The organism is Winogradskyella poriferorum (assembly GCF_036553625.1).
Classification (GTDB): domain Bacteria; phylum Bacteroidota; class Bacteroidia; order Flavobacteriales; family Flavobacteriaceae; genus Winogradskyella; species Winogradskyella poriferorum.
On sequence record NZ_JAZHOU010000005.1, the window covers coordinates 142619 to 166992 of the forward strand.

Annotated in this window: 24 protein-coding genes; 18 read left to right on the forward strand and 6 right to left on the reverse strand. The window is 32.6% G+C overall.

The features are described 5' to 3' along the window. Window positions 1–7 precede the first annotated feature (7 nt). Window positions 8–1312, reverse strand: a complete 1305-nt coding sequence (gene der, locus V1468_RS13730) for a ribosome biogenesis GTPase Der (RefSeq protein ID WP_331810795.1) — start codon at window positions 1310–1312, stop codon at window positions 8–10. A 122-nt stretch (window positions 1313–1434) separates the two neighbouring features. Here der and V1468_RS13735 point away from each other — a divergent pair, with 122 nt between their 5' ends. After that, a complete protein-coding gene (locus tag V1468_RS13735) occupies window positions 1435–1977 on the forward strand; it encodes a GTP-binding protein (RefSeq protein WP_331810796.1) in 543 nt (180 codons plus the stop codon). A 1-nt stretch (window position 1978) separates the two neighbouring features. Here the strand turns inward: V1468_RS13735 and era are convergent, their stop codons facing one another. Next, window positions 1979–2860 (reverse strand): GTPase Era, encoded by an 882-nt coding sequence (gene era, locus V1468_RS13740; protein ID WP_278004052.1) that lies wholly within the window; start codon window positions 2858–2860, stop codon window positions 1979–1981. 141 nt (window positions 2861–3001) lie between these two features. Between era and V1468_RS13745 the strand changes: the two genes are divergently transcribed. Continuing rightward, the gene (locus V1468_RS13745; RefSeq protein ID WP_331810798.1) at window positions 3002–4669 is read left to right on the forward strand and encodes a formate--tetrahydrofolate ligase; all 1668 of its coding nucleotides are present in this window, start codon (window positions 3002–3004) and stop codon (window positions 4667–4669) included. A 10-nt stretch (window positions 4670–4679) separates the two neighbouring features. Here V1468_RS13745 and V1468_RS13750 read toward each other — a convergent pair whose 3' ends face one another. Beyond that, window positions 4680–5138, reverse strand: a complete 459-nt coding sequence (locus V1468_RS13750; protein ID WP_331810799.1) for an RNA methyltransferase — start codon at window positions 5136–5138, stop codon at window positions 4680–4682. A gap of 100 nt (window positions 5139–5238) precedes the next feature. Here V1468_RS13750 and V1468_RS13755 point away from each other — a divergent pair, with 100 nt between their 5' ends. The 16 genes from V1468_RS13755 (at window position 5239) to V1468_RS13830 (ending at window position 19893) form a co-directional block, all read left to right on the forward strand. Next, the gene (locus tag V1468_RS13755; RefSeq protein ID WP_331810800.1) at window positions 5239–5778 is read left to right on the forward strand and encodes a hypothetical protein; all 540 of its coding nucleotides are present in this window, start codon (window positions 5239–5241) and stop codon (window positions 5776–5778) included. A 36-nt stretch (window positions 5779–5814) separates the two neighbouring features. Continuing rightward, window positions 5815–5997 (forward strand): hypothetical protein, encoded by a 183-nt coding sequence (locus V1468_RS13760; protein ID WP_331810801.1) that lies wholly within the window; start codon window positions 5815–5817, stop codon window positions 5995–5997. A 176-nt stretch (window positions 5998–6173) separates the two neighbouring features. After that, complete coding sequence (locus tag V1468_RS13765) at window positions 6174–7007, forward strand: universal stress protein (protein WP_331810802.1); 834 nt, start codon at window positions 6174–6176, stop codon at window positions 7005–7007. A gap of 516 nt (window positions 7008–7523) precedes the next feature. Next, window positions 7524–9410, forward strand: coding sequence for a sensor histidine kinase (locus tag V1468_RS13770; protein ID WP_331810803.1), 1887 nt, complete (start codon window positions 7524–7526; stop codon window positions 9408–9410). Continuing rightward, window positions 9403–10452, forward strand: coding sequence for a response regulator (locus V1468_RS13775; RefSeq protein ID WP_331810804.1), 1050 nt, complete (start codon window positions 9403–9405; stop codon window positions 10450–10452). Before V1468_RS13770 ends, V1468_RS13775 begins: the two co-directional genes overlap by 8 nt. Window positions 10453–10532: 80 nt before the next feature. Then, the gene (locus V1468_RS13780) at window positions 10533–11381 is read left to right on the forward strand and encodes a universal stress protein (protein WP_331810805.1); all 849 of its coding nucleotides are present in this window, start codon (window positions 10533–10535) and stop codon (window positions 11379–11381) included. Window positions 11382–11388: 7 nt separating this feature from the next. After that, a complete protein-coding gene (locus V1468_RS13785; protein ID WP_331810806.1) occupies window positions 11389–11775 on the forward strand; it encodes a hypothetical protein in 387 nt (128 codons plus the stop codon). A gap of 519 nt (window positions 11776–12294) precedes the next feature. Continuing rightward, window positions 12295–13143: a universal stress protein gene (locus V1468_RS13790; protein ID WP_331810807.1), complete on the forward strand. Its 849-nt coding sequence runs from the start codon at window positions 12295–12297 to the stop codon at window positions 13141–13143. A gap of 19 nt (window positions 13144–13162) precedes the next feature. Next, window positions 13163–14005: a universal stress protein gene (locus V1468_RS13795; RefSeq protein ID WP_331810808.1), complete on the forward strand. Its 843-nt coding sequence runs from the start codon at window positions 13163–13165 to the stop codon at window positions 14003–14005. 74 nt (window positions 14006–14079) lie between these two features. Next, entirely contained in the window at window positions 14080–14910 is an 831-nt protein-coding gene (locus V1468_RS13800; protein WP_331810809.1) for a universal stress protein, read from the forward strand. Between the two features lie 42 nt (window positions 14911–14952). Further along, entirely contained in the window at window positions 14953–15807 is an 855-nt protein-coding gene (locus tag V1468_RS13805; protein WP_331810810.1) for a universal stress protein, read from the forward strand. 114 nt (window positions 15808–15921) lie between these two features. Beyond that, a complete protein-coding gene (locus V1468_RS13810; RefSeq protein ID WP_331810811.1) occupies window positions 15922–16773 on the forward strand; it encodes an ATP cone domain-containing protein in 852 nt (283 codons plus the stop codon). Window positions 16774–16775: 2 nt separating this feature from the next. Then, entirely contained in the window at window positions 16776–18149 is a 1374-nt protein-coding gene (locus V1468_RS13815) for an MBL fold metallo-hydrolase (RefSeq protein WP_331810812.1), read from the forward strand. 106 nt (window positions 18150–18255) lie between these two features. Further along, a complete protein-coding gene (locus V1468_RS13820) occupies window positions 18256–18708 on the forward strand; it encodes an Hsp20/alpha crystallin family protein (RefSeq protein ID WP_331810813.1) in 453 nt (150 codons plus the stop codon). A gap of 68 nt (window positions 18709–18776) precedes the next feature. Continuing rightward, window positions 18777–19226 (forward strand): hypothetical protein, encoded by a 450-nt coding sequence (locus V1468_RS13825; RefSeq protein WP_331810814.1) that lies wholly within the window; start codon window positions 18777–18779, stop codon window positions 19224–19226. A gap of 7 nt (window positions 19227–19233) precedes the next feature. Then, window positions 19234–19893 (forward strand): hypothetical protein, encoded by a 660-nt coding sequence (locus V1468_RS13830; protein ID WP_331810815.1) that lies wholly within the window; start codon window positions 19234–19236, stop codon window positions 19891–19893. A gap of 29 nt (window positions 19894–19922) precedes the next feature. On the opposite strand, the gene V1468_RS13835 is transcribed toward V1468_RS13830, so the two are convergent. From V1468_RS13835 to V1468_RS13845, 3 genes are all read right to left on the reverse strand, one after another. Further along, on the reverse strand, window positions 19923–20756 hold the full coding sequence (locus tag V1468_RS13835; protein ID WP_331810816.1) for a universal stress protein: 834 nt from the start codon (window positions 20754–20756) through the stop codon (window positions 19923–19925). Window positions 20757–20947: 191 nt separating this feature from the next. Beyond that, complete coding sequence (locus tag V1468_RS13840) at window positions 20948–22408, reverse strand: cell wall anchor protein (protein ID WP_331810817.1); 1461 nt, start codon at window positions 22406–22408, stop codon at window positions 20948–20950. A 2-nt stretch (window positions 22409–22410) separates the two neighbouring features. Next, a complete protein-coding gene (locus V1468_RS13845; protein ID WP_331810818.1) occupies window positions 22411–24357 on the reverse strand; it encodes a T9SS type A sorting domain-containing protein in 1947 nt (648 codons plus the stop codon). Window positions 24358–24374: the final 17 nt, after the last annotated feature.

Here is a 24374-nt window from a genome sequence, read left to right on the forward strand (position 1 = left end):
AAAAGTACTATTTTTTTCGCATGTAAACACTTACAGGTACTCCATTAAAATCAAAGTGGTCTCTAAGCTGGTTTTCTAAAAAACGTCTGTAAGGATCCTTAACGTATTGAGGCAAATTACAGAAAAATGCAAACTGAGGTTGTGGAGTTGGCAGCTGCATTATATACTTTATCTTCACGTACTTTCCTTTATAAGCTGGTGGAGGGTTATGTTCTATAATTGGCAATAACGTTTCGTTTAAAACACTGGTTTTAATCCTCTTAGCTCTGTTTTTATAAACTTCTACAGCAGTTTCTATTGCTTTAAAAATTCGTTGTTTATTTAATACTGAAATAAATACAATTGGCACATCTGTAAAAGGTGCTATTTCTTGTCTGATGTGTTTTTCAAATTCCTTGGCTGTTTTGTTATCTTTTTCAACCAAGTCCCATTTATTTACTAAAATTACGATTCCTTTTCTGTTGCGCTCAGCTAGCCAGAAAATATTCTGAACCTGACCATCAAAACCTCTTGTAGCATCTAGCACTAACAAACAAACGTCGCAATGCTCTATAGCTCTTATGCTTCGCATTACTGAGTAAAACTCTAAATCCTCTTTAACTTTAGATTTGCGACGAATACCAGCTGTATCAACCAGATTAAATTCAAATCCAAAACGGTTATACTTTGTATCGATAGAGTCTCTTGTAGTACCAGCAATGTCTGTTACGATGTAACGATCTTCACCAATTAATGCATTTATAAATGATGATTTACCAGCATTAGGACGACCAACTACTGCAAATCTTGGCAGTTGCTCTTCTTCTACTTCTTCTTTTTCTGGTAAGGCTTCTACAACAGCATCTAATAAATCTCCCGTTCCACTACCATTGATACTCGCTATGGTATAATAATCACCTAAACCAAGCGAATAAAATTCAACAGCATCTTCACCTCGCTTATTGTTATCTACTTTATTTACAACAAGGAAAACCGGTTTTTCTACTTTTCTCAAAAGTTTTGCCACATCCTCATCCATACCAGTAACACCTGTTTCTACATCTACCATAAAGATGATGGCATCTGCTTCATCTATTGCTAGTTCTACCTGCTTATCTATTTCGGCTTCAAAAATATCATCGCTACCAACGACATAGCCACCAGTATCAATGAGTGAAAACTCTCTTCCATTCCAGTCGGTTTTACCATAGTGACGGTCTCTGGTTACACCACTAACGGCATCAACTATAGCTTCACGCCTTTTTATTAAACGATTAAAAAACGTTGATTTACCAACATTTGGTCTTCCTACTATTGCAACAATGTTTCCCATATATTATAATTTAATCTGCATTACATATCCTGTAAGCGGTAGCAAAGGTAGGGTTTAATTTTAGATTAACGATTTATGTATTTGGAATTTAAGTTTTGAGTTTAATTAAGAAAATATGTAAATTGAAATTAATATTATTTATAATGGAACTTTCTAACGAAATTGTTTTAAGGCCAAGATTTAAATTCAATGTCAGTCATGACAATGAAAGTCTGTTATCACTATTTGAAAAAGAAGGTAAAAGTCAATCTGAATTTATTGTAACACGTGTTGATGACCATGTGTTTATAAAAATACCCAAAGCTAAGCAGCACTTTTGGTCACCACAATTGCATCTTGAAATCAATGAGGATTACGACAATGAAAAGCTTAGCACTATTTATGGTCTATTTGGACCTAACCCAACAGTATGGACCATGTTTATGTTCTTTCATTTTGCTGCTGCTGCTTTCTTTTTTGGATTTGGGATTTGGGCTTACGTCAATTGGTCTCTGGGTAATAATTTTGCCATACAGCTTTTTGTTACCTTACTTATGATAGTTGTTTGGTTTGCTCTTTATTTTAGCGGAAGACTTGGCAAAAAAGCTGGTATGGAGCAAATGCATCAATTACATCATTTTATGCGAGATACGTTGCGAAGTAAAGATATACATGCAGTAGAATAACTTACTTCTGGTTATACCCAAATCGTTTTAATTGTTTTTGATTCGATCTCCAGTTTTTGTTCACCTTAACGTATAATTCCAAGTGAATTTGTTTACCAAAAAACTTTTCTAAATCTTTTCTAGCTTCTACTCCAACACGCTTTAAAGCAGAACCCTTGTGACCTATAATAATCCCTTTTTGTGTATCGCGCTCTACCATAATGACAGAGCGAATTCTTATAATGTTTTCCTCTTCAAAAAACTCTTCGGTATCAACCTCTACAGAATATGGGATTTCCTTTTTATAGTGAAGCAATATTTTTTCTCTAATCGCTTCATTAACAAAAAAGCGCTCTGGCTTATCAGTTAATTGATCTTTAGGATAAAATGGCGGAGACTCTGGTAATAACTCAATTATTCTTTGAAATACATTTTGAACATTGAAACCATTTAAAGCAGAAATTGGATAAAACTCTGCATTTGGCACTTTACTTTGCCATAATTCCGCTTGTTCTTCTAATTGCTCTTGGTTTGAGTTATCTATTTTATTTAACAGTAATAAAACAGGAATTTTAGAATTGGTAATTTTCTTAAAAAAGGCTTCATCTTTGAGTTCCTTCTCACCTATTTCAACCATGTAGATTAGCACATCTGCATCTTCAAAAGCGGACTTTACAAAATCCATCATTGAGGATTGTAACTCGTAGGCTGGTTTTATGATACCTGGTGTATCACTCAACACCATTTGAAAGTCTTCACCATTAACAATTCCAAGGATTCTATGTCTTGTGGTTTGTGCTTTCGATGTTATGATGGATAGCTTCTCACCAACAAAAGCGTTCATCAAGGTCGATTTACCGACGTTTGGATTACCAATAATATTTACAAAACCAGCTTTATGCATGTATCAAAGTTTTGGCAAAGTTACAACCTTTAAGTTTATAAGTTCTCAATAGACCGATACATTTTCACACATGACAAAAATCACCATTTATCTGATTTCAATGGTCTAAATTTGAATTTGTATGAATTCATCTTAAAAACTATGACTGATCTTCAGATTGCCAAAAAAGTAAAACTAAAGCCCATAACCGAAATAGCAGAGAAGTTTGGTATTGATCCAAATAATATAGAAATGTATGGTAATGATAAAGCCAAGCTTCCATTATCGCTCATTAATAGAAATAAAGCCAAGAAAAGTAATCTTATACTAGTTTCTGCAATCTCACCTACTCCTGCTGGAGAAGGCAAAACAACAATTTCTATAGGCTTATCTGAAGCCCTAAACCAACTAAATAAAAAAACAACCGTTGTTTTAAGAGAACCTTCCTTAGGTCCTGTTTTTGGTATAAAAGGTGGAGCAACAGGTGGAGGCTATTCGCAAGTATTACCTCTAGAGGATATTAACTTACACTTTACTGGTGATTTCTCAGCCATTGAAAAAGCGCATAACCTTTTGGCTGCAGTTATAGATAATAATATACAAAGCAAAACAAATTCCGTAGGATTAGACCCAAGAACAATTACCTGGAAACGTGTTGTTGATATGAACGATAGAGCACTAAGACGTATAATTGTTGGTCTTGGCGGCACAACCTCTGGAATCCCAAGAGAAACTGGCTTTGATATTACTGCTGCTTCTGAAATTATGGCGATTTTATGTATTTCAAAAGACCTTAGTGACCTCAAGAATCGACTGGGAAATATCTTTATAGGTTACACATTTTCGAAACAGCCCATATATGCAAGAGACTTAAAAGTTGCTGGAGCTATGGCCACACTTTTAAAGCATGCTATAAAACCCAATTTAGTACAAACCATTGAAGGTAATCCAGCTATAATTCATGGCGGACCATTTGCTAATATTGCTCAAGGTACCAACTCCGTTATAGGCACTTTAATGGGAATGTCTTTTTCTGATTATACTGTAACTGAAGCTGGTTTTGGTTTTGACTTAGGAGCTGAGAAGTTTTTTGATATTAAATGCCAAAGTGCCAACATATCTCCAAAAGCAGTAGTATTAACCACAACAATACGTGCCCTTAAATATCATGGAGGTGCCGATTTAAAAACTTTAAATGAACCAAATGTTGAGGCACTGAGACAAGGCCTTCCTAATTTAGAAAAACATCTTGAAAATATTCAGCAATTTGGTGTTACTCCTATAATCGCTATCAATAAATTTAAGTCCGACACTAAAGAAGAAATTCAACTCATAAAAGACCTAGCTAAAATTAAAAACATCAGAGTTGCCGTAGCCAATGTTTGGGCCAAAGGTGGTAAAGGAGCGTTAAAGCTTGCCGAACATGTTATTGAAGTTGCAGAATCAAACAAGGCTAAATTTAAACCACTTTATAACTGGGGCATGGATGTTGAAACAAAGATTGAAACCATAGCTCAAAAAATTTATGGTGCTGAACACGTAGATTACAACACAAGTGCCAAACGGCAACTAAAACGTATTAAAGAACTAAAACTAGATAAGCTACCAATTTGTATTGCAAAAACTCAAAAATCATTATCCGATAACCCTAAATTACTAGGCAGGCCAAAAGATTTTATAATTACTGTGCGTGAAATAGAAATTGCATCAGGAGCAGGCTTTTTAATTCCTATTACAGGCGAAATAATGCGTATGCCTGGTTTACCAGCGCATCCAGCATCTGAAGGTATTGACATTAGTGATAGTGGTGAGATAAGTGGTTTGTTTTAGATTAAAAAACTTACGATCTTGGCTTATTAATTCCTCTGTCGTACATTACAATGCTTCCTGCTACAGACACATTAAGGCTTAGTTGCGATTTGAATTTTACCAAAAAATGACTCTTTTCTATGGCTTGTTTAGAGAGTCCATGGTCTTCTGCTCCGAGAAGATACACACATCGTCTTGGATGATGAAATGTTTCTAAATCTACGGCTTCATCTGTTAACTCTACTCCAACTAACCTAGCACCTTTAGGCAAATTATTATAAAACTCATCAAAAGTTTCATAATGAAAATAAGGCATCGATTTTACGGCATTATGCGTATCACACGCTTGCTTTGCATACCGATTACCAATGGTAAAAATAAAACTGGCACCTAAGTTTTGTGCTGATCTCCATAGTACGCCAAGATTCTCTGGCGTTTTACCATTTTGTATACCTATACCAAAAAATTCGTTTACAAAATTGTCTGTCATAATTGCAAAAATAAGACATACTGACAAAATGTAAGTTCGTATTGGAATGGCATTTTTTTTGATTTTTAGATGGCAGATGTCTAATTTAAAATTGTAAAAAATGAAAAAAGTAATGCTCTTTTTATTTGTAGCAATTTTAGCTACAAGTTGTAATGCACAAGACACTGAGAATTCTTCTAAAAATTCTTCAGATTTAGAAATTCAAAAAGACAGCCTTCTAAAGCCTAAAGGCACATGGAAGGTGAATAAAGAAGTAGACGAAAACGGTAATATAGTCCGTTACGATTCTATTTATAGTTGGTCATCGTCTGGAAATATAAAAAATATGGAAAGCGACAGCATTTTTAACCAAATGAATTCTATGATACAAAAGCGCTTTTCTATGCTACAGCCTCCTAATTTAAACGGTTTCTCAGAACACGATTCGATTATGAAACAGTTCTTTTCTGATGATTTTTTCAAAGATGATTTGTTTTCTAGTGGCATGCCATCAGGCTTCTCGAACATGGATGCCATAATGAAACAAATGGAAGCTATGCGACAAAACTTTTTTAATGATAAGCACAGATATATTATCCCACCAGAGAAGACAGAACCTAAAGAGAAGAAAACTAAGACAATCGAAAAAAAGCAGGTGTAATAATTTTTATGGTTTAATTTTTAAAACAATTAGATTATGAAGAAACAACCTATTGAAGTTAGATTAGTTAATCAAAAGGGAAATGTTTACCACATCAAATTCCCTAATCTCGAAATTCCAGTTAAGGTAAACGAACATCTTTATCACAAAATGCTTCACAGTCCAGAATATCAATTTAGATCTTCTAATGCTGTTGTAAAACAATCGTATTCGGCTTAGCCTTATTATAATTAAAGTAACAATCAATGATTGCTCAATAACGAGCAATCATTTTTTATTTCACAAAAAACCAAACCTAAACTATTGTTTATTAATTTTTTAGCTGACAAATATCATGGGAAATTTTAAATCTTAGTCATAACTTTAAATACTAAGAACCATAAAACCCTTCGATTATGTTGTCTATCTTATTGCCTACCGATTTTTCACAAAATTCTGAAAATGCTATTAACTATGCTTTAGAATTGTATAAAAATGAAGACTGTAAATTTCACTTTTTACATTGCTATCCTCCAGTTATATTTTCATATGAATATCAAATAGAAAAAGGACTCATAGGAAAGGATATACATAAAATTCTTCAGGAAGAATCTAAAGAACGTCTTTACGAATTTGCACTTTCGTCAATGCGGAAATATGGTATGGAACAAGAGTTCGAGGTTGAAGTCGTAAAAGGGTTTTTACCAGATCGAATTTCGAGAGCAGTGTCTGATAATGATATAGATCTCATTGTCATGGGAACAAAAGGCGCAACAGACTCTGACAGGGTCGTTTTTGGTAGCAATACCACACAGATTATAAACAAACGTTGTTGTCCTGTTATTGCTGTACCAGATGATTATGAGTTTGCTGGTATAGAGAATATATTATTCCCTTCAGATTTAAATCTTGCATTTAAAAACAAGCATTTTCAGCCAATTCTAAAAATATTAAAACTACACAAAAGCAATATAAAGGTTCTGCATATTTCAATATTAGGACTTACATCTCTACAAAGAATACATAAAGAATTCATCAAAGAAACATTTACAGATTACAACACCACATACGATATTTTAGAAGAAAAAGACATTGCAGATGTTATCTATGATTATCAGCAAGAACATAAATCTGAACTGCTTGTAATGATAAATAATAAACATACATTTTTTGAAAATCTGTTCTTTAAACCAACGATTTCAAAAATTGCAATGCACTTACAGACACCATTTATGGTGATACCTGCTTAACAAAGTTGTTTAAAATATTATAACTGATGTAAAACTAAAGTCATGAAAGTTCTTGTTTACAGCACCAGAGATTTTGAGAGAGCGTAATTAGAGCAAGCTAATAACAATAAGTATAGTCTTACATTTACAAAATAAACCGAATCATTATTAACAGTCATTAACGTTGTAGTTTACAATGCTGTCTCTACTTTTTCTGCAGAGACATTGTCTTTTTGTAATGTATTAAACTGATTTTTTATGACGTCTCGTTTAGCTTCTACAAGAAGAGACCATCGCCTTTTTTAGGCTTTCAGACAACTTAACATATTATTCAAAAGATAAGTTATTATCTGCCTTAGAAATGACATAAAACACACACCTTAGATGTATTAACAGATCCTTATTCATTATAACCAAAAATTAGTTATAACCTAAGGTATTTAAATCCCTCTAAATAAAGAATGATATTGATCATTATCATACAATAATCGCTTTTAATTACGTATCTTTAAAAGATACACCAATCACTTGTTTGGTATGATTAAACAAGACCAAGAAATATTCAACATTCTTTTAGAAGCTATCTCTGAAGCCGTTATTATAGTTGATGAAAAACAACATATAATGGAAGCTAATGGCATGGCCGAGCATATTTTTGGATACAAAAAATCTGAGCTTAAAGGTAAATCCATTAACATACTTATTCCTTCTAACTACCATAAATCTCACAAGAAAAATGTTGACCAATTTATGGAAGATTATAAACGCACTAAAATGGGAAGAACAGCAGATGTTTATGGTCTAAAAAAGATAGGTGATATAATACCAATTGAAGTTGAACTTAACCCTTTTAACATCTATAACAAAACTTTTGTTATGGCATTAATTAGAGATATTTCTAAACAGAAAGAGAGCGAGTTTAATTTTATGCTTAGAACAAAAGCGTTAGATTCTGCTAACAATGGAATTGTAATAACAGATGCCTTAAAACCAGACAATCCCATCATATACCACAATGCAGCTTTTGAAAGGCTAACTGGCTTTACTAAAAAAGAAATTTTAAACAAAAACTGCAGATTTCTTCAAGGTGATGATAGAGACCAAAAAGAGATTTCAAAAATTAGAAAAGCCGTTAAAAATGGTGAAAGTTGTTTAGCAACTCTTAGAAATTACAAAAAAGATGGTACCATATTTTACAACGATTTATACATTACTCCAATAACCAACAGAAGAGGTGTGGTAACACATTTTATTGGTGTTCAAAATGATGTTACAGAACGTGTTAGAGCTCAAGAAGAAAAAAACCATTTGGCTACAATTTTTAACGAGTCTTTAAATGAAATATATGTTTTTGATGCCAAAACACTCAAGTTTATAAATGCCAATAGAGGTGCTTTAAAAAACATTGGCTACTCATTAGATGAGCTAACTTCTATGACACCTTTAGATTTAAAAGCTAACATAGACCTCGAAACTTTTAGAGAAAATTACATTAATAAACTTCTAAAAAAGCAAGAAGAACAAGTAGACTTTGAAACTATTCATATTAGAAAAGATGGATCCTCTTATCCTGTAATGGTGCACTTACAGCTTTCATTATTAAAAGATAAAAAAGTGTTTGTGGCTATAATAGTAGATATTACCGAACAAAAAAATTACACCATAAAACTTGAACAAACAGTACAAGAAAGAACACTGCAACTACAAGAAGCTCTGAGCAAAGAAAAAGAACTTAATGAACTAAAAACAAAGTTCTTGTCTCTAGTATCACATGAATTTAAAACACCTCTCAGTGGCATAGCAACCTCGTTGATGCTGTTAGAAAAATACAGACTAACTGAAGAACAGCCAAAACGTGATAAGCATTTAGCCATTTTAAAGGATAAAGTAAACTATCTCAACACCATTTTAAACGATTTTTTATCTATTGAAAGATTAGAAACTGGCACTTTTAATTACACGTTTACAGATTTTAGATTAAGTAAGGTTATAAATGAAGTGGTTTACAACTGCAACATGCTTTTAAAAGAAGGACAACGCATCAATTACCCTAAGGATATTGACAACATAGCAATGTATCAAGATGAGAGAATTATAGAAATTATTTTATCTAATATTCTACAGAATGCTATAAAATATTCAGGTAAGAATTCTACCATAGATATTAGAATTCATCAAGATAAAAACGACACTTTTTTTGAGATTGAAGACCATGGCATTGGTATCCCAAAAAAGGAAGTGGAGAATATTTTCACTCGTTATTATCGGGCTGAAAATGTACTTAATTTACAAGGTACCGGAATTGGCCTCAATATTGTAAAAACACATCTCGAAAATTTAAACGGCACTATAAAAATTGAAAGTAAAGAAAACAAAGGAACATTAGTTACTTTAAAAATACCTAATAAGGCAAAGCATGACTAAGGTTTTACTCATAGAGGACGATACGGTTTTAAGAGAAAATATAGCCGAACTTTTGGAGCTTTCAGACTTTGAAGTTCTGACTGCGCCAAATGGAAAACTTGGCTTAAAATCTATAAATATTAATATACCAGATATTATAATTTGCGATATAATGATGCCAGAACTAGATGGTTATGAAGTCTTAAATGAGGTAACCAAAAACAACAAGACAAAACATATACCTTTTATCTTTTTATCTGCAAAAACCGAACATCAAGATGTTAGAAAAGGTATGAATCTTGGTGCAGATGACTACATCACTAAACCTTTTACTGAAGACGAGTTGGTAAGTGCCATTAAAAGTAGATTAGCTAAAGCCAGTATCCTTAAGGAGAAAGAACAAGATAACGTTCATAATTACTCTGAGAAGGATGAATTAATCAACCTCAATGACTTAAAGAACTTCTTTGACGATTATGGCAATGAGTTTATGTTTAACAAGGGAGATATCATTTATAGAGAAGGCGACCATTCTAATTTTATTTATCTCATTACCAAAGGTGCTATAAAATGCCATAAGTTAGATACTAAAGGCAAAGAATTAGCAACAAGTCTTTACAAAGAAGACGATCTGTTTGGCTACACATCTTTTACGCACAACTTACCACATAAAGAAACTGCCACAGCAATAAAGAAGACCACATTAGTTGGCTTATCAATATTACAATTAACCGAAATTTTAAAGAATAACAATAAACTGGCCATAGCACTAATAGACCACCTAACAGACGATTTATCACATTTTAAAGACCAGCTATTAGAAATGGCATATAGTTCAGTAAACAAGAAAACTGCCAATACTATTCTTCAATTTGCCGAAAAGATTAATCGAAGACCTAATGATCCAATAAAAATCTCCAGAAATGACTTGGCAAGTGTTGCTGGTATCGCAACAGAAACTTTTATCAGAACATTAACCAATTTTAAAAATCAAGGACTGATTAAATCCGAAGGAAGAAACATTGTCGTTTTAGATATTGATGGTCTTAAGCAAATTAAGTAACCATAATTATCTAAAATGATTCTAGTCATTTTATAAACCGCTTTTAGCACCTAATTTTAAGATATTAAATTATTAATATCATGAAAAATGTGCTTTTACCAACGGATTTTTCTGAAAACTCATGGAATGCTATTAAGTATGCCATTCATTTTTTTAATGCTATTGAATGTGGTTTTTACCTGTTACATGTTAACAGTTTAAATAATTTTATTCCACAAGACGAGGCTTTAACCATAGACTCTTACTATCTCGAAAACACATACATTAAACCAGCAAAACAAAAGTTACGCAGTTTTGTAAAGCGTATTTCTAAGTTAAAACCAAATAAAGACAAGCACAAGTTCTTTGTACTCACAGAAACTGGTTTTTTTATAGATTCTATTCGAAGAATTATAAAAGAAAAAGAAATAGATTTTATTGTTATGGGTACAAAAGGTGCCTCTGGTTTAAACGAAATCATTCTTGGTACCAACACTGCAGATGTTATTACCAAAGTTAAATGTACAACACTTGCAGTGCCAGAGAATGCAGAATTTGTTCCTCCAAAAGAGATTGCTTTTCCTTCAGATCTAAACCTCACCTACAATCTAGATATTTTACATCCATTATTAGATATCGTAGAGCACTTTAAAGCATTTCTTAGAATACTTCATATTAATAAAAACAAAAGGGATTTAGAGCGAGAGTTAAATCAGAACATAACATTATTAAAAGACTACTTTACAGATATTAAAAGCAGTTTTCATTACCTCACAAACAAAAAAGTAGAAGATGCTGTGCAATGTTTTGTAGAAAGTAGGGATATAGATCTTATATGTATGGTAGCAAAAAGCCTTAACTATTTTCAACAAATATTCTTTCACAGCAGAGTTGAAAAGGTGAGCTATCACACAGACAAACCATTATTAGTATTACACGAAAAAAATTAATAAAACCATGGAAAATTCACTATTCTTTACAAAATTTTGGGGCTGGTATCTTATCATATTCTTTTTTATACTAAGCTTTAATCCAAAACGCATAAAACAGATTTTTAACAATCTTAAAGATGAAAAGTTTTTAATTCTGGCAGCATTTATTTGTATTACGCTAGGACTAACTACCGTAATTTCACATAACTATTGGGAATTAAATTACAAACTGGTTATTACTTTAATAGGATGGTCTTTTCTATTTTCTGGTTTGGCACTGTTTATTTTTCCAAATAAAACAGTGTCGTGGTTAATATTAACCAACGTTAAAATGGTTCAGCTTATTTATATGTTGCTATTTTTAATTGGTCTGTTTTTATTAAATATCGTTTATCAAATAATTCCATATTAGCCAAAATTGATAATTATCATTTTTTAAAACCAAAAGCTTAATTATGTTTAACATATGATATTAAGGCCTACATAAATTTAATATCATGTGCTATTAATCACGAAAAAAGCCAGAGCAATCTCTGGCTTTTTTTGAGACATACATTCTGATAATTTAATACCAAAACTGACATTCCTCATTTTTTAAAACAGACTCAATAATTACATTTACTATGTTAGGATAAAAGCATAAAAATCCTTAATAATTTTATTAAGGGTTATGAATGTAAAAAAGTGTTTAATGCTTTGGTTGAATAAAAAAGCGATCCATTATAATTCTTTGTAGTCAGAGGAATTTAGGGTTTTCAAAATAAGAGGTGAATTATAGAATTAAACACTTTACGGAAACAGGAAGTTAATGCTTCCTGTTTCTTTTTAACCTTTTCTCTCATTAAAATTTCCTAGTTGAATTGTATGATAAATATCATTGTAAAATGATGCTAAATGCCTTAGCTTTAATAAGCTATAAAATGAATTTGTCATGAGAAACATTCTAATCCCAACAGACTTTTCCGCCAATGCAATGAATGCATTAAAATACGCTTCTGAGTTGTTTAAATACGACAAAAGCAGGTTTTTTATTATGCATGCTTACCAAGATGAAATTTTTGAAGACGAAGAACTCATCAAGGAGGAAACTCTTGTAAAAGTTACAAAACGCATTGCAGACAAATCGCAATCTAATCTTGATAAGGTCTTAAAAGACATAAAGGAAATTTCTCCAAACCCAAGACATAGCTATTCAATTATTTCTGCAAATAACATGTTGGTAGATGAAGCAGACAAGATTGTAGACGAAGAAAATATAGACATTATCGTTATGGGAACTCGTGGCAATACTAACGATAAAAAATTAACTTTTGGAAGCCATACGCTACAGGTTCTTAGATATGTACAGTGCCCTGTTTTAGCCATACCAGAACATTATGTAGGTATTCAGCCAAGACATATCCTCTTCCCTACCAATTACCTTATTCCTTATAAGAGAAGAGAACTGAAATTACTATGTGAGCTAGCTGCACCATACAGAGCTGTTATAGATATGCTGTATGTTTCTAGCAGTGACAAACTATCCATGAGACAACAGAATAACCAAAGCTTTGTTAAGGATGAACTTTGCAAAAACGAGATTAATTTTAAGACTGTTAAAGATTCGAGCATTACAGACGCTATTTGTAATTACATAGATGAAAATAATGTAGATATGCTTGTTATGGTTAATACAAGACACTCGTTTTTTGAAAACATATTCTTTCAGTCTAAACTAGATGAAATAACGCTGAGGATAGATATTCCGTTTTTGGCACTGCAAAACATTAGACGCTATTAATTCTTTAAAATCTATCGTCATGAAAAAAATACTATTACCAACGGATTTTTCAGATAATGCATGGAATGCCATTACATACGCATTACAACTATATAAAAATGTAAAATGTAATTTCATTTTACTAAACACATATACTCCAATTGTGTATCAGGTTGAATTTATGCAATCTAGCGAACCACAGTTTCAACTTATGGAAACCATTAAAGAGACTAGTAAAAAAAGGCTACAAGAATTAGTAGAAAAAATTGAAGCTGAGTTCCCTAATCCTAACCATCAATTTACAACCATTTCATCTTTTAATACACTTACTGGTGAAATAAGCGAATTGTATGAAGGCAATGTAATGGATCTAATAATTATGGGAACCAAAGGTGCATCTGGCGTCAAAGAAGTTTTGTTTGGTTCTAACACCATGCATGTACTTAACAATGCTAAATGTCCTGTAATTGCAATTCCTAGTGATTTTGATTTTGAAAAACCACACGAACTCTTGTTCCCTTCAGACTATGAAATAGATTTTAAAGATCAGCACTTACAACCTCTTTTAGACATTGCTAATCTGTATAACATTCGTGTTAATATTATGCATGTGCACTATGGTGAAGCTTTAACTAAAAGACAAGAAACCAACCGACAAAAACTTGAAGCAAAGTTTAAAGGTATTGCGCATCTTTTCCACAATATTAAAAATAAAAATATACCAGAAGCAATTACAGAATTTCAGATAAAAACAAGAATCAACTTGTTGGTGATGATTAACAATAAGCATTCATTTTTTGAAAATCTATTCTTTAAATCCAATATAAAACACATAGGTTTTCATCTTAATGTTCCGTTTATGGTTATTCCGTCACAACTATAAATAAGACTGATTATTATCATTTCAAAATGCAAAAGTTAACAGTATCTTTTGCTAATGAACTAAAGCTACTCGCCATGAAAAAAATACTATTACCAACGGATTTTTCGGATAATGCCTGGTGTGCAGCCGTTTATGCACTTAAACTCTACGAGAAGGAAGAATGTACTTTCTATTTTTTGCATTCTTATAAAATGAAAGCTTCTGCAATGTCTAACATTTCAAACAAATTATTGAGATCTATGGCAGATAATGCAAAGCAGGAGTTGCTAGAACTCAAAGACATGGCAGAAAGAGCAAACGACAACCTTAATCATAATTTTGATATCTTACTCAGTGTGGATGCCATGGATGATGCCATTGATATGGCTATCACTAAATACAAGATTGATATTATTGTAATGGGAACCAAAGGAGCTACTGGTGCCAAAGAAATATTTATGGGTAGCAACACTGTAAAAATCATAAAGCATGTAAAGTCTTGCCCTATTCTCTTAATTCCTCATGAGTTTGACTTTGATGAGCCAAAACAAATTGCATTTCCAACAGATTTTAATCGATTTTATGGCGAAGAGTTGCTTCCTCTAAAAAACCTATCAAAACTGTACGATTCTAAGATTAGAATATTACATATTAACGAAGAAAAAAATCTGAGTCACCAGCAAGATTACAATCTGGCAATGCTAAAAGCTTATTTAGAGGATAATCCACATACTTTCCATTGGATGCCAGATTACACAAAGAAAGAAAATGCAATAAACGACTTTATAGAAGAGCTTAACATAGATATTTTAGTAATGATTAACTATGAGCACAGTTTTATAGAAAGCATAATTAATGAGCCTGTAATTAAGAAGATAGGGTTCCATGCTACAATACCATTTTTTGTAATTCCGTCTTCAGCTTAGTGAACGATTGGCTCAAAGTACAACAACTTAAAACATAGAATCATGAGGCATAAGATATTATTACCAACAGACTTTTCGGACAATGCTTGGCATGCCATAGATTATGCTACCGAGCTATTTAAAAATGAACCTACAGATTTTTATATCCTAAATGTGTTTTCGGCCACCGGAAATTTAGTTGAAAGCTTAATGAAACCACAATCTGGAAGCGACATCTATGAATCTAAAAAATGGGATTCTGAAAACGGACTGGCTAAAATTTTAGACAAGCTTGTACTAACAAAGAAAGACAATCCAAAACATCATTTCAAAACCGTTTCGATGTTTAATAACACTATTGATGCCATTAAAGACATCGTGGACAAAAAGGATATAGAAATGATAATTATGGGTACTAAAGGCGAAACACACTCTAGAGCTACGGCCTTTGGTAGTACTGCAATATATGTAATGGAAAAAGTTCGTAATTGCCCAGTGATTGTAGTACCTGTGGAAGCAGAAATAAAGCTTCCAAAAGAAATAGTATTTCCGACAGGTTTTGAAGTACCATACAAACGCAGAGAGTTGGTTTACCTTACTGATATTGCTAAAAAGTCGGATGCATCAATCATTGTCTTGCACGTTAAAGAGCAAGATGAATTAGATGATTCTCAAAAAGAAAATAAGGCACTTCTAGAAGAAATACTAGAAGGTACAACATATAAGCACCATACCTTGTCTAACAATTCAGTAATAGCAGCAATCAATGTATTTGTTGAAAGTAGAGATAGTGATATGGTAGCATTTATCAATAAAAAGCATAAGTTTTTTGGCAGCATACTTTCTAGCCCATTGGTTAAGGAAATATCATTTCATCTCAATGTCCCGATTTTAGCTATGCACGACCTAAGAAATTAAGGCTTTGACATTGGGTTAAAAGTCATTTTTAGTTGAATTGTTTCAACAAATCTATTAGTCAGTAAAGCTGCCAGAACCAATTATGTTTTGGCAGCTTTTTTTAAATGAATAGAAATGGAAAACGAAAGCATCATCATAACCAAATCATCTGGTGATAAAGTAAAATTTTCACTTAACAAATTGCGCTCATCCTTAAAACGAACTGGAGCAAACAGAGAGACCATAGACCAAATCATAGATAAGGTTAGAGATGAATTGTATCAAGGTATTTCTACCAAAGAAATTTACAACAGAGCTTTTGCTTTACTAAAGAAAAAGAAAAGTCATTTTGCCTCTAAATACAAACTCAAAAAGGCAATTTATGAGCTAGGCCCAACAGGATTTCCGTTTGAGCGTTTTGTCGGAGCTGTTTTAAAATACTCTGGTTACAAAGTAAAAATTGGTGAAGTTTTACAAGGCAAATGTGTAACGCACGAGATTGATGTTGTTGCACACAAAGACAATGAAACTACAATCATTGAATGTAAATTTCATGGTGAACAAGGTATTAATTGTAATGTAAAAATACCTTTATACATTAACTCGCGCTACCAAGATGTTAAAGCACATTGGAATACGAATCCCAAAAATGGAACAATACTAACCAAAGGTTGGGTTGTTACCAACACCAGATTCTCAGAAGATGCCATACAATACAGTAAGTGTTGTGGACTCTACTTATTAAGTTGGGATTATCCTGAAAACAACGGATTAAAAGACCGAATTGACCGTTTAGGATTATATCCAATTACGGTATCTACATTATTATCAAACAGAGAAAAACAATTTTTGTTAAGTAGAAATGTGGTTTTATGCAGAGAATTAATACACGATAAATTCTATCTAGATCATTTAGGAATTTCTGATGCCAGAAAAGACAAAATACTTAAAGAAATCGCAGATCTATGTACAATTAAAACTGAATAGACATGGAAAAGTTTGTAAAGGTTAATTTTTTAGGTGCCTCTAGTGTAGTCACAGGGTCAAAATTTTTGTTAGAAACCTCAGAGCAAAATATTTTGATAGACTGTGGTATGTTTCAAGGTTTAAAAACGTTGAGAGAACTTAACTGGTCTAATCTTCCTGTCGATGTTAAGTCCATTGATATTGTTCTTTTAACGCATGGCCATTTAGATCATGTTGGTTATTTACCAAGACTTTTAAAACAAGGCTTTAGAGGTAAAATTGTTGGTACAGCACCTACACTTGCTATTGCCGAAATTATTCTAAAAGACAGTGCTAAAATTCACGAAGAAGAAGCAGAAAAAGCCAATAAAGAAAAATACACAAAACACAAGCCTGCTTTACCGTTTTATACCGTTGAAGAAGCGGAACAGACTATTAAATTATTTCACTCAGAAGAAGATGATAAATGGATTTCATTAACTGAAAACATCTCCTATCGATTTCAATACAATGGTCATATCATTGGTGCCACATTTATAGAATTAGATATTAATGGTAAACGGTTTGTATTCTCTGGAGATATAGGACGCACTAACGATTACTTACTCAAAAACCCTAAAACACCAGAATGGGCAGACTATCTGTTTATTGAAAGTACCTATGGCAATAAGTTACATCCAAAAGAGGATGTAGAAACCATTTTAGAGGACATCATCAAAGAAACGATTAACAGAAAAGGTAATCTCATCATACCTAGTTTTGCAGTAGAGCGTTTACAAACTTTAATGTACATTCTATGGCAATTGTATAAACAACGAAGAATCCCAAACATTCCTATTTTTATAGATAGTCCTATGGGCAACAATGTCCTCGATGTTTTTAAACACTTCCCTAACTGGCATAGATTAACAACTGAAGAATACTACGCGATGTGCAATCATGTAAACATCGTACAGTCCTACAGAGAAACCTGGGAAACCATAGATGACAAACGTTCTAAAATTGTTATTGCAGGTAGTGGAATGGTTACTGGAGGACGCGTACTCACCTACTTACAACAACTTATAGATGAACCTTCAACTACTGTACTTTTGGTTGGTTATCAAGCCGAAGGCACCAGAGGCCGACAACTGAAAGAAGGTGTGCACGAAATTCGGTTTTTTGGAAAATATTATCTTGTAAAAGCCACAATAAAAACTATTGAAAGCTTATCGGCACATGCAGATCAAGAGGATTTACTTAATTGGATGAAAACCATTAAAAACATTCCAGAAATGGTTTATCTCATTCATGGAGAGCCTACAGCTTTAGATGCCTTTAGGACTAAAATTAAAAACACGTATGGTTGGCATGTAAAAATTCCACAGTTGACTGATGTAGAAAAGCTAATCATTTAATTTAAAAACAACACGCTTCAAACTGATTAAAATCATTTCAGAATTACCATTAGCTCAGTAAATTAGAAACAGTAAAATCGAAGTTTAACACTAAAAATTTAGAGCTATGTCACTAATTAAATTTAACAACAGACAACGCTTGTTCCCTAGTTGGACAAATGAAGGCTTAAAAAATTTTTTAAGCAGCGACGATTTCTTTAACAATGACTTTTTTGAAGAAGATAGCTTAATGCCAGCTATGAATGTTAAGGAACACGATGATGATTTTGAAATTGAGTTTGCAGCTCCAGGTTTCAATAAAAAAGATTTTGAGGTAACTATAGATGAAAACATTCTTAACGTGTGTGGTGAGAAAAAACATGAAACAGAAGAAAAAGAAGAAGACTTTACACGCAAAGAATTTAGCTACAACTCTTTTAAAAGATCTATAACCCTACCTAAATCTGTTAACACAGACCAAGAGGTTAAGGCCACCTATAAAAATGGTATCCTTAAGCTTAATCTTCTTAAAAAAGAAGAGGCTAAAACACAACAACCTAAAAAGGTTGAAGTTATCTAAAATCTCTTAATTAAGCAGAGTGTATGTTTTATGGATTATACACTCTGCTATTTTAAATTTTTTGAATTATGAAAACGATACATACAAATGCCAAACATACCGAATGGTTAAGTGCAGATGAGATGCACTTTGAATCTAAAAAATGGCTTTCGGAATTAGAATTTTGCAAAGAAGAGCAATGGTTTTTTGAAGACTTAATTCGTTCGTATACACTTCAGATTTTAGACAACAATCATTTTGAAGAAAGTAAACGATTAATAGATAAACTCACTAAAATTGTTGAACAAACTCAAACCTTAATCAATGCTGTTAAATCTCATGAAAAAGAACTCTCGATTATGGTAGATGGTATAGACCAGATTAAGGAAGAAACAGCCTATAAAAAAGAACATCGTAATCTTACCGAGCTTGTAGAAGAGTTTAGAAAGCGCTACAGAACTACAAAAACCAAACTTTTTAACCTTATAAAGATGGTTATGAAAGAAGGTAAACAAAATCGACTATTAGACAAGAAATAGACCTATTATGAAAAAGCTGATTATTCTACTTTTAACAGCACTTGTAAGTGGCTGTACCTCAACACATTTAACCGATAGTTGGAAAAATCCGGAAATAGAATCCTATGCTCCTTCTAAAGTTTTAGTTGTTGGTATTACATCTAATATTGAGGCCAAGCAAAAATTTGAGAATAAGCTAAAAGAAGAATTCTTAATGCGAGGTACAGATGCTTACACAAGTTTTGAAGTTTTTCCTAAATCCTTTAAAACCGAAAAGCTAAACCAAAATGAATTAGACAGTTTGGAACAACAGCTATTACAAAGTGGATTTGATACCATCATTTTTTCAAAAGTAGTAGGCTCTGAAGATAAAATAGCATATACCAAAAACTTTGATGTGTATGATGAAACCTTTATAAAATTTAAGGAAGATTATTTAAGATATCAGGATAGTTTTTACAATCCTGAGTATTATGAAGAGTATACGGTTTACCATGCAGAAACCTCAGTATTCTGCATCTGCCCAACCAAAGAAAGAGAATTGCTGTGGAAAGGTTCAATAAGCATAGTAGATTCACAATCTATAGACAAAACTGTAAATGATTATATAGAATTAATGATTGAAGCCTTGGAGGCTGAGCAACTATTAAACCCAATTGCATTAAGTAAACAAAAGAAAATTAGTTAAAAATTAATGTTATTATAGAGGGTAATATATCACACATGAAACACCAGTAATGGTACTTTAAGTTTCTTACTAATCTCTGTTGTTGATGAACCTGTGAAGAATCTCTCAAAAAGACTTTCTTTTTGAACTAATAAAGCTATTAATTCTATACTATGCGTTTGGGTATAAGAATTAACCACATGATCCATTGGTGTATTACTTACAACATGATATTCATAGTTGATATCCCTTAGATATTTTTGAACCTGCTCAGTATCGCTATGTTCCTCTGGTGAAACTTCGTTATTGGGCTTTATTCTCATAAGGTGTAATTTTTCAGAATATGTATTCGCAAATGTCAACAAATTTGAAAAAGCCTCTCCACCTATTGAATCATTAATATCCAGTGGTAAAAGTATCTCCTTTGGTGATGTGTATGTAAAGTCTTCTGGAATTACCAGAGTTGGACAAGTTACCTTTCGTATGACGTTGATTGTATTACTTCCAAATAGCACTTCTTTAGCACCTGTAACTCCATTGGTTCCCATAACAATTAAGTCAATCTCTTTTGATGCTACAACTTGATTTACAGAATCTGCAAACACATCATGATCTATAAGCATCTCAAAATTGAAATTTTCATGTTTAAATGCTTTCTCTAAATCTGAAACGACTTTTTTTAATCTGCTTTTCGGCTTTTTAACAAGTGTATCGTAGATACTTTTACTTCCAGCAGCCATTAAATCATCAGTTAAAAACGTATTAGTAGACTCTACGTGTAACACAAAAAAATTAACCTTAGACCTACTAAATAGTTTTAAAGCATAGTGTATGGCATTGATAGAATTATCTGAAAAGTCAGTAAGTAATAATATATTTCTCATATTCTAAATTTAATAATCATTATCTAAATTTAGTATGATTTTAGTCAGATAATTTAATGGATAACCAAATAATTGAGTAAAAATAAAGCTCCAATAAAATTGGAGCTTTATGGCTAACACAAAAATTAAAATTGCTATGAACAATTATAAAATATCTTAATTTAAATCTTAACTTTTTCTATAAAGCCTTCTTACTTAATACTTAAATTCAGTGAAAAAACTGTTATAGATGTTGTACCAGATCCAATAAGTCTTTGTCCCCAAATTTCGATATAATCATTTGGTGCTAATTCAACAGTACCAGAGATAGCATTGCTCGAAATATCTGTAGTACTATTTACTCTCATTAAAGTATTGGTTTCAGTAAGCGTATCTGTTCCATTTTTTCTAATGAAAAATGCATAATAATCACCAACGCCAGAATTCCCTCTAATAGATAAAGCGGCATTAACCTGAAAAGTTCTTGTTTTCTTACCTGTATAAGTTATTCTGTTATCTTGGGTAGACATGGTGCGAAGCGCATTTACTAATGTTGTAGAATTAGAATTACTATTACCACTTAAATTTAAAGCACTGTTGTTTGTAATTGTTTGCACAAAACCAGTTGTAATAGCTCCATCATAATAAATATTTCCACCACTTACCACATCTGACTCAACTGGTATACCAGGACAATTTACGTTCCATGAGTTATTAAAGTTGTATCCTGCATAAGCCCCAGTAGTATAACCATCTACATATTGAGTACTTGTGCCAGAAAAGCTAACTCCAGATAAAACAGCATCTGAAACCGTAGGGTTTGAACTTACATCTATACCAACAGCCGAACCATCTAACGCCATAAAACCTCCTTGTTTTTGAATAAAATCAAAACTACCTGTATAGGTTTCATAAACACCAGAGTTATTTGACTGCCACGCTGTATTGCTCATTAATAATTCTGTAATATCGGTAAAAGTTATACCAGTAGTGTTATTAGCAAACTGAACAACACTAATGAATACCATATTAAACCCTGAGATACTCCCAACAGCATTAGAGTTGGCGATTACGGCATCTCTTAGAAGTAAATTATCAGAGGTAGTGCCATTTAAGCTAAACACGGAACCTCCAGGTGCTGCAAGCGTTAGATTTTTAATAAGCCCTCCTTTTGTACCAGAAAACATAGAGCCTCCTGCTTTAACTAAAACATCCTCATAAGTATCTAACCCTAATACAACTGCATTATTAAGATCAATTGGATAAGCCAAATTTATGGTTCCGTTTATTTGATAAAGTGTATTTTCATCAAGTAAATATGTAGTGCCACCTCCGCTTGTTAACTCATCACTTAAATCGGCTACGGTTTTAACTAACTTAAAATTGTTTCGAGTTGTAGAGTCAATTTTTTCCCATTGACTAGAGTTATAAAAATAAAAGACACTTTCAGTCGTATCATAGACCAACAGTCCGTTAGCAGGGCTACTAATTGCAAGCCTTTGAGCGCTTGTCATTCGTGGTGTTAACATTCCTTTTGAAGTAGAACTAACATCAAGCATTGATGAAGCATCTGGCGATAGTGTTCCTATACCAACTTGAGCAGAAGCGTTAAAACTAATCAACATCAAAACAAGACAGTTGATTATTACTAGTGTAGAATTAAATTTTTTCATAATTAATAAATTAAGATTTTGGTAGATTTTTCGGTGTTATTTATTTTAAGTACAACTATGTAAACTCCAGTATTTCCTGTAAATGGTATTTGAAGCCTTTCGTTGTTAGTATTTTCTTTGGTTAAAACGAGTTGTCCTATTGCGTTATAGACCTCTATCTTGTCTATATTAGCCCTTTGATGATTATATATTTCTATTGCATCAACTCCATTGTAATATACTTTGGGCTCGTACAATTCGTTTTGCTCCGTGCTTAATGTAGATAATGGTGTAAATGCTAAAGTATACCTATCAAAGTAATTACCTGGTTGTAAGTTAATTTGGTAGTCAGAAAGTGTTAGATCTACTTCGGTATTGCTATAATTATCTCTTAAGAAAACAGGATGATCAAAATTTTCTAATTCATCTAACATTACGGTATGAGTACCAGATTCTGATATCTTTAAAGCAAGATCAAACTCCATATCTTCATCAAAGTCTCCAACTCCTTGTATAGCATAAGGCGAACTAATATCTTCTTCGATTACAAAAAACATATCATCATCTCTTAACCCGTTTATTTTAGCATCATACCCAATGTTATAGTTTAAATCTGCATTAGTATTTGGTAAAAACCCTAATAAAATCTGTCTATGAAACCCTTCTGGATCTTCATACCCAACTCTTAAGTACTTATTGGCACTTGCAGAACTATTTGCATCTCGATAAAATGTAGTCTCCGAAGCTCCTTCTGTTTTAAAACTTCTTTGACCATTGTTAAATTGAACATTACCAGTAACAGTGGCTTCAACAAAGAATCCTTGCCCAACGGACACATATCTTGATGGTGCTGTAACAGCGCCTGAACTACCTACTCCATCAATTAATGGAGAGGCTACTGAAGGTGGCACACCTCCTGTTAAATTCCTTGTAGCATAGCCACCTAAATAATCTGTTAGATAATGAGAGGTAGAACCTCCATCGACCCAAAAGTAAAGAGCATTAACTACAGCTACATTATCAAGCAAAAATTGCTCAGCATCTAATGCCGATGGATACGGATTGCCTAAAAGAGCACTCTCACCACTATTGATACTAAAGTTGTAATCACCATTATTAGCATCACCATAAAAAACATAATTTTGATCTGGAGATAATGTCCCTGTACCTTTCATCGTAAAACCTTGTCCTGGATTTAAAGAAGTGTTTTCATCTATAGATAACCAATCGGCATAAGTGCCATTACCCATAGCATAAGTATAAAGCCAATCTTTATTAATTGTTAGAGGTGTGGTAACGTTACCACCTCCATCAGTTACAGACGGCACACCGTTATATGGTGCGCCTGTATTATAACTAATTGACTGAGGAGAGAATGGATTAACACCTGAGTCGGTACCATCAAACACACAGGTTGAAATAGTATAAACGCCTGTACGATTTACTGGTGAAGACCAATAATTATATTTATATACAGAATTTTCTCCTTGCTGATCTTTAAGTAACTTACCGTTACCTATTGTATTTGTATTAATGCCTGAATGTGCTTGTATTAATTGAGATTCACCAATTAATCTTAGATCGCCATTCTTTATATGCAGAGAATTTTCTAAATACAGCTCAATATTCTGGTCTATAGAAAGGCCCTTTGCTGTAATAGAACTCAAATCAACTTCAAGATTGTAAAAGTTAATTTGATTTGTTGTTCCCGTAATTCCTAAAAGATCGTCAACACTGTTCTTAAAATACGTTGTTCCGCTGTTAGAACTGGTATTACCGTCATTTACAAAATTAGCATTTAGATAAAGGTTACCATCACAATTGTGATTTCCTGAGTTTTCATAGTTGTTAGCAAAATACACATCTGTATTACTTACTATTTTTAGGTCGCCTTGATTACTAATCTGAGATTGTAATTGCCATTGCAATAACAATATCAAAGTAATTATTATAGTAGATTTTTTATTCATAACTGTAAAGCTTTAAT

What these genes read in the sequence shown, in the direction of transcription:
- der (WP_331810795.1), bottom strand. Translation starts at nt 1,312, where the DNA reads ATGGGAAACATTGTTGCAATAGTAGGAAGACCAAATGTTGGTAAATCA.
- era (WP_278004052.1), bottom strand. Translation starts at nt 2,860, where the DNA reads ATGCATAAAGCTGGTTTTGTAAATATTATTGGTAATCCAAACGTCGGT.
- V1468_RS13745 (WP_331810798.1), top strand. Translation starts at nt 3,002, where the DNA reads ATGACTGATCTTCAGATTGCCAAAAAAGTAAAACTAAAGCCCATAACC.
- V1468_RS13750 (WP_331810799.1), bottom strand. Translation starts at nt 5,138, where the DNA reads ATGACAGACAATTTTGTAAACGAATTTTTTGGTATAGGTATACAAAAT.
- V1468_RS13755 (WP_331810800.1), top strand. Translation starts at nt 5,239, where the DNA reads ATGAAAAAAGTAATGCTCTTTTTATTTGTAGCAATTTTAGCTACAAGT.
- V1468_RS13760 (WP_331810801.1), top strand. Translation starts at nt 5,815, where the DNA reads ATGAAGAAACAACCTATTGAAGTTAGATTAGTTAATCAAAAGGGAAAT.
- V1468_RS13765 (WP_331810802.1), top strand. Translation starts at nt 6,174, where the DNA reads ATGTTGTCTATCTTATTGCCTACCGATTTTTCACAAAATTCTGAAAAT.
- V1468_RS13770 (WP_331810803.1), top strand. Translation starts at nt 7,524, where the DNA reads ATGATTAAACAAGACCAAGAAATATTCAACATTCTTTTAGAAGCTATC.
- V1468_RS13775 (WP_331810804.1), top strand. Translation starts at nt 9,403, where the DNA reads ATGACTAAGGTTTTACTCATAGAGGACGATACGGTTTTAAGAGAAAAT.
- V1468_RS13780 (WP_331810805.1), top strand. Translation starts at nt 10,533, where the DNA reads ATGAAAAATGTGCTTTTACCAACGGATTTTTCTGAAAACTCATGGAAT.
- V1468_RS13785 (WP_331810806.1), top strand. Translation starts at nt 11,389, where the DNA reads ATGGAAAATTCACTATTCTTTACAAAATTTTGGGGCTGGTATCTTATC.
- V1468_RS13790 (WP_331810807.1), top strand. Translation starts at nt 12,295, where the DNA reads ATGAGAAACATTCTAATCCCAACAGACTTTTCCGCCAATGCAATGAAT.
- V1468_RS13795 (WP_331810808.1), top strand. Translation starts at nt 13,163, where the DNA reads ATGAAAAAAATACTATTACCAACGGATTTTTCAGATAATGCATGGAAT.
- V1468_RS13800 (WP_331810809.1), top strand. Translation starts at nt 14,080, where the DNA reads ATGAAAAAAATACTATTACCAACGGATTTTTCGGATAATGCCTGGTGT.
- V1468_RS13805 (WP_331810810.1), top strand. Translation starts at nt 14,953, where the DNA reads ATGAGGCATAAGATATTATTACCAACAGACTTTTCGGACAATGCTTGG.
- V1468_RS13810 (WP_331810811.1), top strand. Translation starts at nt 15,922, where the DNA reads ATGGAAAACGAAAGCATCATCATAACCAAATCATCTGGTGATAAAGTA.
- V1468_RS13815 (WP_331810812.1), top strand. Translation starts at nt 16,776, where the DNA reads ATGGAAAAGTTTGTAAAGGTTAATTTTTTAGGTGCCTCTAGTGTAGTC.
- V1468_RS13820 (WP_331810813.1), top strand. Translation starts at nt 18,256, where the DNA reads ATGTCACTAATTAAATTTAACAACAGACAACGCTTGTTCCCTAGTTGG.
- V1468_RS13825 (WP_331810814.1), top strand. Translation starts at nt 18,777, where the DNA reads ATGAAAACGATACATACAAATGCCAAACATACCGAATGGTTAAGTGCA.
- V1468_RS13830 (WP_331810815.1), top strand. Translation starts at nt 19,234, where the DNA reads ATGAAAAAGCTGATTATTCTACTTTTAACAGCACTTGTAAGTGGCTGT.
- V1468_RS13835 (WP_331810816.1), bottom strand. Translation starts at nt 20,756, where the DNA reads ATGAGAAATATATTATTACTTACTGACTTTTCAGATAATTCTATCAAT.
- V1468_RS13840 (WP_331810817.1), bottom strand. Translation starts at nt 22,408, where the DNA reads ATGAAAAAATTTAATTCTACACTAGTAATAATCAACTGTCTTGTTTTG.
- V1468_RS13845 (WP_331810818.1), bottom strand. Translation starts at nt 24,357, where the DNA reads ATGAATAAAAAATCTACTATAATAATTACTTTGATATTGTTATTGCAA.